General features: G+C 36.5%; 10 protein-coding genes and 1 tRNA gene. 1 reads left to right on the top strand and 10 read right to left on the bottom strand.

Features of this window, described 5'->3' with window-relative positions; genetic code table 11:
- Window positions 1–409: 409 nt before the first annotated feature.
- The 8 genes from PKC21_05395 to rho all read right to left on the bottom strand — a co-directional run bounded on the left by PKC21_05395 (window position 410) and on the right by rho (window position 8939).
- Window positions 410–499, bottom strand: a tRNA-Ser gene (locus tag PKC21_05395).
- 27 nt (window positions 500–526) lie between these two features.
- Window positions 527–1816, bottom strand: a complete 1290-nt coding sequence (gene serS / locus PKC21_05400; GenBank protein HMR24771.1) for a serine--tRNA ligase — start codon at window positions 1814–1816, stop codon at window positions 527–529.
- 38 nt (window positions 1817–1854) lie between these two features.
- Entirely contained in the window at window positions 1855–5196 is a 3342-nt protein-coding gene (locus tag PKC21_05405) for a tetratricopeptide repeat protein (protein HMR24772.1), read from the bottom strand.
- A gap of 8 nt (window positions 5197–5204) precedes the next feature.
- A complete protein-coding gene (locus tag PKC21_05410; GenBank protein HMR24773.1) occupies window positions 5205–6089 on the bottom strand; it encodes a hypothetical protein in 885 nt (294 codons plus the stop codon).
- A 15-nt stretch (window positions 6090–6104) separates the two neighbouring features.
- The gene (locus PKC21_05415; protein ID HMR24774.1) at window positions 6105–6689 is read right to left on the bottom strand and encodes a hypothetical protein; all 585 of its coding nucleotides are present in this window, start codon (window positions 6687–6689) and stop codon (window positions 6105–6107) included.
- A 41-nt stretch (window positions 6690–6730) separates the two neighbouring features.
- Window positions 6731–7147 (bottom strand): hypothetical protein, encoded by a 417-nt coding sequence (locus PKC21_05420; GenBank protein ID HMR24775.1) that lies wholly within the window; start codon window positions 7145–7147, stop codon window positions 6731–6733.
- Window positions 7148–7295: 148 nt separating this feature from the next.
- On the bottom strand, window positions 7296–7616 hold the full coding sequence (locus PKC21_05425) for an HU family DNA-binding protein (GenBank protein ID HMR24776.1): 321 nt from the start codon (window positions 7614–7616) through the stop codon (window positions 7296–7298).
- Between the two features lie 75 nt (window positions 7617–7691).
- Window positions 7692–8939 (bottom strand): transcription termination factor Rho, encoded by a 1248-nt coding sequence (rho, locus tag PKC21_05430; protein ID HMR24777.1) that lies wholly within the window; start codon window positions 8937–8939, stop codon window positions 7692–7694.
- Between the two features lie 367 nt (window positions 8940–9306).
- Here rho and PKC21_05435 point away from each other — a divergent pair, with 367 nt between their 5' ends.
- Window positions 9307–10149, top strand: a complete 843-nt coding sequence (locus PKC21_05435; protein ID HMR24778.1) for a hypothetical protein — start codon at window positions 9307–9309, stop codon at window positions 10147–10149.
- Between the two features lie 12 nt (window positions 10150–10161).
- Here PKC21_05435 and PKC21_05440 read toward each other — a convergent pair whose 3' ends face one another.
- Both PKC21_05440 and PKC21_05445 read right to left on the bottom strand, forming a co-directional pair.
- A complete protein-coding gene (locus PKC21_05440; GenBank protein HMR24779.1) occupies window positions 10162–10767 on the bottom strand; it encodes a CvpA family protein in 606 nt (201 codons plus the stop codon).
- Entirely contained in the window at window positions 10767–12206 is a 1440-nt protein-coding gene (locus PKC21_05445) for a Do family serine endopeptidase (GenBank protein ID HMR24780.1), read from the bottom strand. The genes PKC21_05440 and PKC21_05445 overlap by 1 nt, the downstream gene beginning before the upstream one ends.
- Window positions 12207–12300: the final 94 nt, after the last annotated feature.

Below are 12300 nucleotides of genomic sequence, written 5' to 3' on the forward strand. Positions count from 1 at the left end.
CGCCGTGGGCGGAGCCCACACAAAAAACAGACGAACCGCGACCGCAGGGAGCGTGGGTTTGAATCCCAGCACGATACAAAAAAATACTGCAAAATTGAAAAAATGATGAAGATTTTACTAACAAAGAAGTGGCGGAGCATGAGCCATGTGGGCAGAGCCCACACAAAAAACAAACGAACCGCGACCGCAGGGAGCTGGGTTCGAATCCATGCACGATATGAAAAATACTGCAAAATTGAAAAAATGATGGAGATTATACTAAGAAAGAAATGGCGGAGGATGAGCCATGTGAGCAAAGCTCACACAAAAAACAAACGAACCGCGACCGCAGGGAGCTGGGTTCGAATCCTAGCACAATTGACTAAGAACATCTGAACTAACTGTTAATACGATTTAGAGATGAAAGAAGTGGCGGAGGATGAGGGATTCGAACCCCCGAAACAGTTGCCCGTTTAACGGTTTTCAAGACCGCCGCCTTCAACCACTCGGCCAATCCTCCTTGAAAAATCTATAAGAAACCAGGTCCTTATTTTTGAAGTTGTATCTTTAACATATCTTGCATGTAAGGGGAAAGAATTTTTGGTAATTCTATGCTCCCGTCCTCATTTTGGTAATTCTCCAATAAAGCCAGTAAAGTTCTGCCCACGGCTAAACCAGAGCCATTGAGGGTATGTACATAATCCGGTTTACCACCATTTTCCGGTCTAAACCTGATATTGGCCCGTCTGGCTTGAAAATCCTTAAAATTGGAGCACGATGAGATTTCCCGGTATTTTTTTTGACTGGGCAACCATACCTCTAAATCATAGGTTTTGGCCGCGCCAAAGCCAGTATCGCCAGCACATAAGAGCATTTTTCTATAAGGAAGCTCTAAAGCTTGTAGAACTTTTTCTGCTTGTTCGGTTAAGGCTTCGTGCAAATCTGCCGACTCTTCTGGGTGAACAAAACGCATCAACTCCACCTTATGAAACTGATGCTGACGAATCAGACCTTTGGTATCTTGACCGTATGAACCTGCTTCTCGCCTAAAACATGGGCTGTACGCAACATAAGATAAAGGCAATTGACTGGCTTCTAAAATTTCATTAGCATAAATGTTGGTGACTGGGACTTCTGCTGTAGGAATAAGGTAGTACTGCGGGTCTACAATACTAAAAGCATCTTCGCTGAACTTGGGTAATTGACTGGTTCCCGTCATGGCTTGCGCATTGACCAGATAAGGTACAGAAATCTCGCTGTAGCCTGCTTTGCGGTGCATATCCAGCATGAAGTTAACCAATGCCCGCTCCAATTGAGCAGCCCAACCATGCAACACCGTAAATCTTGATCCTGCAACCTTTGCCCCTTGTTCAAAGTTTATAATACCTAAGGCTTCACCTAAGTCTTCATGCGGACGCACATCAAAATCAAATTGCTTGGGCTCACCCCAGCTCATCATACAAACATTATCATTTTCATCTTTCCCTTCAGGAACAGATTCATCCAAAATATTGGGCATACCTAATAAAATTTCAATGATATCTTTGTTTAAGGTTTCATAATCATTTTTAATATTTTGTAATGCTTCCTTTAACTGAGCAGCTTTTTCTTTGGTCTTTGCAATCGTCTCTTGGCTGGCTTTTTCTTGAAAAAGATTTCCTACTTGTAAAGAAACTTCTTTTGCCAGCGCGGCAGTTTCATCATGCTGTTTTTGCAATAGATTGCGTTGATTAATTTTTTCTTTTAATTGTGAAGCATTAAAGTCACTGTTTCTTTTTTCTAAAGAACGTTCTATCGCTTCTAACTTATCTAAAAAATATTTATGATCTATGGCCATATAAAACTTATTAAACGTTTGCGTTAAAATTGGTCAAACTAATTTATATTTTTTCTCAGAAAAGTAATCTGATCTTCAATTGCATCTTTATCTTTAGCATTGGGATTCAAATCCAAATATTTTTGAAAATGTTGTAAAGCTATGCGATAACGACCGGATTGTCTATAAGACAAACCCAGAAGATAATATGGCTCTGGATTTCTTGGGTCAACCTGTTTAGCTTTTTCAAACAAGCTCTGAGCAGTTGTAACATTTCTGCCCTCTTCTTCCAAAATACCTAAAGCTATGTAGGCTTGACTGTTGTTTTTATCCAGCTGAATAACTTTTTTAAAGTAAGCCTTTGCTTTATCTGTATTACGATTAAATTTTTCAATAACTGCTAAGTTATAATAGACCTCTTTCTCTGCGGGTGCCATTTGAATAATTTTAACATAAAGTGGTTTGGCTTTACTGTATAAGTTTGATCTAAAATAATAGTTTGCCATGCTAATATAAGCCGGTAAAAACTGCGGATTTCTATCCGTCGTTTGTTGAAAATAAAAAGCCACCTTTTCTTGATTATCTTTTGCTATATGTGCTTGTTGTAATTCAAACCAGACATTAGGCACCTTACTTTGAGTTTCACTGGCTAAAATCAATTTCTCTATTCCAGCATCCAACTGTCCCGCTTTAACCAGCGCAACACCCAATAAAAATAAAGTTCTAAAATCTGTTCGTTTAATTTTAATTGATTCCTCTAAAACAGTTATTGCTAGCTTAGGTTTATCACTTGCTAAATAAGTTTGAGCAATGAGCGCATTCAACGCAAGATCTTTTTCATTCTTCTGTTGATGGCTTTTTAAACGTTCAAGTGCCTCATCAAACTTTCCGTTAATTAATAAGTTTTTGGCTAACAGCATGTCTTTTTCATAACCATTAAGATCAGACTTTTCTACCTCACTCATTAATTGCGCTAAGCTAGATTTTTTTTCCGTGGCAAAATAGTAGTCAGCATACGCTTGATAAATTTGGTAAACACGTTGATACGGTTTTTTAATAGAACCTAAGCTTTTCTCCGCTAAACCAAAAACATGATAAGCAGTTAAAATTTTACTCTTATAAATAAGTGCAATTTCATTTTGGGGATCTTTTTCTAAAATCTCTCCCACAACTTTATAAGCTTGTTCATAATCATCGTTTTCCATATAAATGGTTGCAATTGCAACATCGTATTCAATTTTATTATCTTTTTCTTTAGCTTGATTTAAATGATCTAGCGCTTCTTCTGTTCTCAATAAACCTCTTTTGATTTGTGAATATTCATATAAAAAATTCCCTGAATCTTTGTATTTATCACTTTTTTCATCTGCCAAAACAATGGCCTTTTTATATTCATTTGCTTTACGCAAGGCTTGCAAATAGGCAACTAAATACTCTTCATTATCTGGCATTAACTCATAGGCCTTTTGATATGATTCCAGTGATTTTTTAAAATCACCCATTTTTTTCTGTAAAAGTGCCATCTTAAAAAACACTTTATGATCTGTTGAGTTTTTTACGGCATTTTGTAGAGAAATAACTGCTTTTTCTGTGTCTTTACTCTCCAAGTAAATTTCAGATAAAATAACATAGACGGCACTTAATAAACGCGGTGGATATTTTAAAATATTTTTTCTTAATGCCGCATCAAACTTATCAACATAGTCTAAACCTAAAACTTGATTACTATGCCCCACTTTCAATTTTAAATACTCAAGCTTAGGGTGGTAAGCACTTATATTTTCTATTGATTTTATATAGATTTCATATGCTCGTTTTGAATCAAGCTGACTTAAGCTAAATGCTTTTAAAAAATGAACTCTTCTATGCCCTGTGTTTATTCGTGCAAGCACTTGATAAGCTGCATCATATTGACCTTGCTCTACAAAAGCTTCTGCTAGCCCCATACTGACATCAATATTTTCAGGATATTTTTCATTCAATTGTTCAAACATGACCAAACTCTTTTTATCTTGTTCTGATGCCAGTAATGAATAAGCTTCAGCAATCAAGAGTTCTTGGCTATCTGAGTAAAACTCATCTAAAACAACCAGCGCATCTTGATTTTTGACGGTTTTTTTTGTAGTAGCTTCATCAATAACCATTTGAGATTGCAACAACGCTTTTAAATACAATGATTCTTTATGCCTAGGATCAATAAGTAAACTTTCATTAAGGTATGCAATTGCTTTTTTTTGTGACAAGGCATGATCATACAAATACTCTTGTTTTGCTTTGCTTAAAATAACTGAAATTTGTTGTAATTCAATCTCTGAAGGTGGAGTGTAAGGTACCCGATTAAAAACCATTTGCTCAATTGTTTTTTTATAGAAAAAAGCAAACCCCAAAGAAACGCATAAAACACCTATAACAATATAACGTATAGGTACCTTAGGAAACGATAATTTACTTAGCCATGGAGGGAGGACAACAGCTTTTGATTTCTTTTCAATTATCTCTTGAGAGATTTCTTCAACAGAATCTTCCTCATCAATTTTTTTTTCGCCTTGTTTAAGAAAACTTTCAAAAGCATCAAAGTCCTCTGCCTTACCTCTAATACTCTTATCTTTATTGGAATTCACTGTTGGAATATCAACTTCTATGTCTGTCACATGATGCTTAGATTCAATATTTTTTTCAGTTGTATTTTCAATATCACTTCCAAAATCTATACCTTCATCATTAACTTGAGGTGTCTCTTGTTCTTGAAGCAATTCAATATCATTGAACAGTTCATTCTCATCTAAATTAATAAAAAGATCTTCTTTGATATTATTGTTTTCTATATTTGGTGTTTTTATTTGATTTTGACCTAAAATAGATTGGGTTGATTTTGATAGCACTGTACTGATTTTTTTTTGTTTTTCATCTTCAGAAAGTTCTAAAGCTTGCTTAACCACATTTGACTTCTGATCAAGTTGTTCATTTTTTGGAACTTGATGAATATCAATTTGCTCTTCATCATGATCCATATGATTAAATGTTTTTGTAGCTTGCTCTTCTTCTTTGAGTTGACTTTGAGACAGCTGATCAGAAGGTAACTCAGCACTGGTCATTGTTGCGGTTTCTTCTATTTTAGCATTGGTCTTTGTTTGTTTAACAACTGGAGCTGATGGTTGAGGTTCGTCTTCGTCATCATCTTCATCATCTTCATCAAAAGAATATCCACCCGTCCCCTCAATGGCTTCAAGATCTATCATACCTGGAGCTAAATCATCATCTTCATTCTTATTTACTGGCTTAACTTGCTGCTGCGTTGAGTCTATTTTTTTGACGGGGTTTTCTTTTTCAACTTTGACATTTTTTTTATCTTCTTCGTCAAAGAGTTCATCATCCTCAAAAAAATCTTCAAAATCACCCATGCTTACACCTAAAAAAGAACATCAACACTAACACCAAAGGTTTTATCCACCGGCTCAACTGTTTGTGAATAGACTCCAACCATATTTATCTTGGGTCCTTGCAACACCAATCCAGCACTAAAAAAATCAGCATCCCTGACATTATCTATGCCAAAACCTCCCCTTAGAAAAAAACCGTCCATTAAAAAAACTTCCCCACCAAAGTAAGCATTAAAACTATCTCCATTTGTCTTTGAAAGATCATTCTCTAAATCAACCAATAACTTTCCAGTACCTTCCAATTCCAACGCAACCCCACCAGCAATCAAAAGAGGGAATTCTTCAAAATTTTTACCTTGAAATATATGGTTCATTGTAAAGCCTAAACTCAGATAGTCCGATGGTTTAAATTGAATTCCAAGATCGGCATCTACACCATCTGGACCACCCGTTTGCATACCAGAATATTTTGTTTTATAGGCTTTAATGTTTGTGCCAATGAAAAAATTCTTAGTAACATCTTTGGCCAATGCAATGGCTGCGTAATTAATTTTTGCTTCAGTACCTTCTATGGTTGCTTTATCATAACCATAAAAAGCACCAAAAGATAATGCCTGTGATGCTCGATAATCTGTTGCAAACAGTGACCATGGTGAAGAGCTTGTTGCTCCAGCAGACATATAAGACCCGCCAAAACTGACTTTATTTTTATGTCTAGCAATTGCGGCAGGGTTTAAAATCATATTTTGGCCTGAAGAGTATGTTGCTCTTCCAGCGCCACCAAATGAAAGGGTGTCCGCATTGTAAAAAAAGTTTTTGACTAAAGAAGTCTCGTCTATCCCTTGAGTAAACCCAAGGGATACAGAAGCTCCAAAAAATAAAACGTAACAGATCTTCAGCAATGAAGGTTTCATGCTAACGAAAGAGTCTTACTCATCTCCAAATAAATCTTCTTCAGAAAATAAGTCTTCTTCTCCTGATCCTCCTGATCCTTCTGATCCTTCTGATGCTGCCCCACCATCATCAAAACTGCCACCTTCGTCAGAAAAGTCATCAAAACCACTTTCTTGGCCAGTGTCAAAGCCATCATCAAGGCCACCATCTGAAAATTCATCTGCTGGGGGAGGAGCTTGCCCTGCATCAAAGCCAGATTCTTCAATAGGCGGCGCATCAGAAAAACCCTCATTTGCCGGTAAAGACGCTCCTGCACCTGCTTGAGTATAATTGGTTAATATACGTATATTTTTACGCTCTACCCAGCCAAAACCTTCTGTATCAGAAGGACTTCTACTAATTTTTACCCAACCTTTTCGGTTCCCACCTCTAGGATTGGTAATGACATAGACCACATCTTGTAAACCAAGTCTGTCTGGTAACAATGAGTTATCATCCCCGGTTACATCAACTTCCCTAGCACTAATTAAAGCTTTAACCACCGGTCTATCTGTTGGAATACCGTCTAAGCCGTCAACTGCACCGCCACCTTTACTCCCTGAACAAGAAGTCGACAGCATAGCTGTAGTAAAACAAACACCTATAATTAAAAAAAACTTTTTTATTCCCATTCTAATGAATCTCCTGGCTGACGTTTATGCGAAACTACAACATCACGTATAAACTCTGAACTGTAAGGCACGTCTCTACCCAACACTTTTTGGTGGCAATTGTTACATGTTTGATCAATGTTTTCTGGAGCCTGAGGATTACGAATCAAGCCATCATGTGCATCATCTTTTTCTTCAGCCCAAGGGTTACCCAAGTGACAAGTGTCACAGCGGTAACTATGGCGTCTAGCAATAGGCTGTTGAAAAGCATGACACGGCAAACAAACCCTTTCGTTCCCCCAAAGCTTTTCTGCTTGCGATCTAGATCCACCATCAATGCCGCCACCTGACTTAGAAGAACATGCATTAACAAGAACCGTCAACAAGCATAATACAAAAGCAAAACATAATTGTGTAAAAAGTCTCATAGCTTTAAGTGTAACAAATAATTGAGAAAAACCACAAAAAAAACTATTTTATTTAATTATTTTATAATCAATACCTTCAATAAAAAAGGCACGCTCAAATTTGGCATGCCTTGGTCTAAACAGTTTTCTATTTTAATTTGTAAGGGTTTTAAAACTCTTCAGAAGAGCTTTCTGATTTTAAGCTATCAACATAAGCCTCATTCACAGCCTCTCTGAGCTCTTTTCCAACCTTAAAAAATGGGCGTTTCTTAGGCTTAACAGATACTTTCTCACCTGTTTTTGGATTGCGGCCCATGTAAGCCTTGTAGTCTTTTATTTTAAAACTACCAAAGCCTCTAATTTCAATACGATCACCACTTTGCAAGGCCTCTATCATTGAATCAAAAATCAACTCAACAATCATTTCTGCTTGACGTTTGGGAAGATTGATTCGCTCAGATAGATTTTCTATTAAATCAGATTTTGTCATATGTCCTTCTTTCGCAATCTTCGTTACTCTTCCTATAATGGCACAATAAACACCTGATATCAAAAGAAAAATTATTTATTGATTCATTGATTCAAGAAACTCTTCATTGGATTTACTTTTTTTAACTTTGTCCAAAATAAATTCCATTGCATCAACCCCATTAAGAGGTTGTAAAAGTTTTCTTAAAACCCATACCCTATTTAGGGTAGCTTCTTCTAATAAAAGCTCCTCTTTTCTGGTTCCAGAACGATTGATATCAATAGCAGGATAAATTCTACGGTCAGCAATTTTGCGATCTAAAACAATTTCCATGTTACCGGTACCTTTAAACTCTTCAAAAATAACTTCATCCATTCTTGATCCAGTATCAATCAATGCTGTAGCCACAATAGTTAAGCTACCACCATCCTCTACATTTCTTGCCGCACCAAAAAAACGCTTGGGTCTGTGTAATGCATTTGAATCAACACCACCTGAAAGAATTTTCCCTGACGCTGGAACCACTGAGTTATAAGCTCTGGCTAAACGCGTGATTGAATCAAGTAAAATTACAACATCTTTTTTATGTTCAACCAATCTTTTTGCTTTTTCAATAACCATCTCTGCAACTTGCACGTGACGTTGAGCCGGTTCATCAAAAGTTGAACTCACAACTTCTCCTTTTACTGTGCGTTTCATATCCGTTACTTCTTCAGGACGCTCATCAATCAACAAAACCAACAGTTCAATTTCAGGATGATTCTTGCTGATCGACTTTGCTATATCTTGCAAAATTGTTGTTTTACCTGATCGAGGAGGAGAAACAATTAGGCCGCGTTGCCCTTTACCAATGGGGCACATCATATCCATGATACGCGTTGAATATGTTTTTGGGTTTGATTCTAGCTGGATTCTTTCTTGTGGATATAATGGGGTAAGGTTATCAAAGTGAACTTTATTCCTAAATTTTTCTGGTTTATCCCCATTGATTGTTTCTAACTTATGTAAGGCAAAATAACGTTCGGAATCTTTTGGAGGGCGAATGGTGCCAGTAATGGTATCCCCTGTTTTAATATGGTAACGGCGAATTTGCGCTGGTGAAACATAAATATCATCTGGACCAGGAATGTAGTTGCAATCTGCTGAACGCAAGAACCCAAAGCCATCTGGTAAAATTTCTAAAACACCTTCTGCTTCTATCGCTTCCTTATTTGTAGATGCTGCTTGTAAAATAGCAAAAATAAGCTCTTGTTTTCTTAAAGCTCCTGCATCTTCAACTTTTAATTCTTCTGCCAATTCGTTCAACTGACTTACTTTTTTCTCTTTTAATTCACGTAAATTCACAATAACCCCATATCAATTATTTATATTTAATTAACTACTACAATCAAAATTTAATGATTAAACCATTTACCTCATTGCCACAAAGGGCTTTCTACACTATGTATTGGAATACTTTATAGAGGCGAGACTGGCGTTTAAAAAAGCTTAACGAAGTCTACAAAACATCTTTAATCAAAAAAGCCTTATAAAAGCAACTGTTTTTACATTTATTATTTTTCTAGACCTTATAAGCAAAATAAATTCTAAACCTCCTCATAGTTCAAATTTCTTTACTAAATAAAATTAAATAACTTCAATTGTGTTTTACAAACCCAACAACTTAGGAATAAGTTTAGTCGTAGAAAAAATTATGCTAAACTGTGTTTCTATGCGTCAAATTTGCTTATTATTTTTGTTAACCACTTTATTTAATTCATTCATTGTTTTTGCTTATGACGACACCACCGCCTACAGTAACTTAATCATTGGTTTGCGCGACTTAAGTTTAGAACAACACTTAGCGGCAATAGAGGATTATTTAGAAAAAAATCCAAACAGCTTGTACAAAACTGAAATTGAGCACAACATTGCTGCCTTACAAAAACTAGTTGAAAAAGAAACCTTGCCTGAACAAGAAAGCCAAAAAGCAAAAGATACCGAGTTGTTTTTTAAAGCACAAGGTTTGGCCAAGACACTACCATTGGCAGAAAAAATACAACTTTGGCAACAGTTCATTCATGAAAACCCGCATTCAATTTACCTCAAAGATGCCAAATACAATCTAAATAAATTACAAGAGAGAAAGAACGCTTTAGACCCACAAAACTCTATAAACACAAGTATTGCTCAGAGCCAAGAAACGCTTGTCGCTAAAAAACTCCCCTACAAAGACCCAAAAAAAGCCATGACACTAGCAACAACTGCTGGCTTGGTAGTTCCAGGTATGGGCCACTGGTATACTGAAGACTATATACCGGCCGGTATTTTTGCAGGACTTCGTGTTGTTGGGATTGGTTTATTTACCAAGGGCTATTATGATAATTCAAGATCAACGCAAGTCACCGGCTTTTTAATTGGCTTGTTCTCATACATTGCTGACATTGCTGATGCCCCATTTTCAGTTGAACGTTATAACGACAGAGTGGATAAAGAAATGCAGAATCAAGTATTAAACTTTAATCAAAGCCAAGACTACCCTACACATAACTTTGTTTTTTCTTTTAAATTCTAAAAGTTCTTAAACTTAATCTAGACCTTCTAACAATTTATCTAAGGATTGATTGGCAAGCTCAGACTGAACATGTTCAGTAACTTTTTTTTCTACAGTTTTCTTGTTTTTAGCAATTTTTTCTTCAATTGATTTTTTTTGATTTTCAGAAAGACTGGGTTTTGCAAAATTATTTTTTAGTGGTGAATATTCTATCCATGTCATGATTTGAGTGTTGGCATAAATACTTTTTGCCTCTGGGTGCCATGAAATAAGAATATATAATAAATAAACAATACATAGCCCTTTGGCAATTCCAACAAAAAAACCTAAAAATCGATTGGTGTATTTGGTGATGGCTAAAGAATTAATCACATGATTGTGAATCAATTTACTTAAAAGCTGTAAGGCTAAAAAAATACCAAGTCCAGCAATAATCCATGCCGCTCGTGAGGCAATCATCTCTGGTAACTTTATAAAACCCGCTATAAAATGCTCTACTCCAGGCGCAAACCAAGGAGCCCCAATATACGCAAGCAGCAAAGCCAACAAGCTCATAACCTGAGTAAAAAATCCTTTAAAAAAGCCATACACAGCAAACAAGCCAAGAATGGTCAAGCACAGAGCATCCAGTTGTGCCATCAAAGCTTTTCCTCTTCAAAGCGAAAGGCAATAAACAAAGCTCTTTCCTGTTTTTGAACCCGCAACAATATATAATCTCCTGAACGCATATCTTTGACTAATTTTGCATATTTTTCAACACTGGTCATGTTTTGTTGATTCAACTGCAAAATAATATCTCCAACGCGTAAGCCCTCTTTAAAAGCTTGACTATTGGGTTTAATTTTTACAATTTTAAGTCCTTGTTCTTTGGATCCTTTTGCCAAAGGTTTCACAACCAAACCCAAAGCATCATAATCTGTCTTAACTTGTTGTTCTGTGGCTTGAACTTGTGTTTCTTCTTGACGCTTTTCAAGCTTCACCTTTGGAAATAACACTTGACCATCACGAATAATTTTTACAGTGATTTTTTTATCTGTATTGGATGTAGCCACCACTGCACTTAACTGTGTCCACTTTTCAATGGTTTTATCACCAAACTTAAGCACTACATCTCCAGCTTTTAAACCTGCTTTTTCTGCTGGACTGTCTTTGAGGACTTGCGCGATAAGAGCCCCTTGCTTACTTTTAAGTCGCATAGCCTTAACATGATCTTGGGTTAATTGTTGAATCTGCACACCCAGCCAGGCCCTTTCTACTTTACCTGTTTCCTTTAAACTTAAAAGAATGGTTTTTGCCATATTGATGGGGATAGCAAAACCCAAGCCCTGCCCTGAAGCAATAATTGCGGTATTGATTCCTACAACTTCTCCATGAATATTTAATAAAGGACCGCCAGAATTTCCTGGGTTAATTGATGCATCGGTTTGTATTAAGTCATCATATTCACTGATACCAATAGAACGCTCTTTGGCACTAACAATCCCTTGGGTGGTTGTGTGTGACAACCCAAAAGGGTTACCAATGGCAACAACAACATCCCCCACTTCTAATTGATCTGAATCACCTAAGACCACAGAAGGAAACTTTATTTTTTGATCTGAGATTTTCAAAAGTGCTAAATCTGTTTTTGCATCTTGACCAATGACTTTTGCTTCATACTCTTTTTCATCAGAGAAAATCACTACAACTCGGCTAGCACCATCGACAACATGGTTGTTGGTTACCACATACCCTTGCTCACTAAGCACAAACCCTGAGCCCAGTCCTCTTTGTTCTTGTTTTGGCATTTCTTGTTGATTTTTAAAGCCAAAAAAACGTTCAAAAAACTCTTGATTAAGGTTAGGACCAAAAGGTGCCATTTTACCTTGATGATCTGCAACCAACTTTTCTACCCTTATATTAACCACAGCTTCAGCATTGGCTTTGGCAACATTAACATAAGCTTTAGGAGATAAGTTTTTTAAATCCTTGTTGACCAGCTTATCTTTGTTATCTTGACCATTACGCCAAAACGCCGCTTGTGAGCTTGGTAAAGCTATAAAAATAAATGTTATTGCCATCCACAAAAGTTTTTTCATCGTCTTCTCCTTAATAAACACCAGCATATAAACTAGGTGTCATGATAAACACTTCTTTGGCTTCGTCAATGATCGTAGTTAACGTGACAACTTG

It is taken from the genome of Oligoflexia bacterium (assembly GCA_035326705.1).
Lineage (GTDB): Bacteria > Bdellovibrionota_G > JALEGL01 > JALEGL01 > JALEGL01 > JALEGL01.

Excerpts from the sequence above, each read along its gene's own strand:
- serS (HMR24771.1), bottom strand. The coding sequence starts at position 1,816 with ATGGCCATAGATCATAAATATTTTTTAGATAAGTTAGAAGCGATAGAA.
- PKC21_05405 (HMR24772.1), bottom strand. The coding sequence starts at position 5,196 with ATGGGTGATTTTGAAGATTTTTTTGAGGATGATGAACTCTTTGACGAA.
- PKC21_05410 (HMR24773.1), bottom strand. The coding sequence starts at position 6,089 with ATGAAACCTTCATTGCTGAAGATCTGTTACGTTTTATTTTTTGGAGCT.
- PKC21_05415 (HMR24774.1), bottom strand. The coding sequence starts at position 6,689 with ATGCTGTCGACTTCTTGTTCAGGGAGTAAAGGTGGCGGTGCAGTTGAC.
- PKC21_05420 (HMR24775.1), bottom strand. The coding sequence starts at position 7,147 with ATGAGACTTTTTACACAATTATGTTTTGCTTTTGTATTATGCTTGTTG.
- PKC21_05425 (HMR24776.1), bottom strand. The coding sequence starts at position 7,616 with ATGACAAAATCTGATTTAATAGAAAATCTATCTGAGCGAATCAATCTT.
- PKC21_05435 (HMR24778.1), top strand. The coding sequence starts at position 9,307 with ATGCGTCAAATTTGCTTATTATTTTTGTTAACCACTTTATTTAATTCA.
- PKC21_05440 (HMR24779.1), bottom strand. The coding sequence starts at position 10,767 with ATGGCACAACTGGATGCTCTGTGCTTGACCATTCTTGGCTTGTTTGCT.
- PKC21_05445 (HMR24780.1), bottom strand. The coding sequence starts at position 12,206 with ATGAAAAAACTTTTGTGGATGGCAATAACATTTATTTTTATAGCTTTA.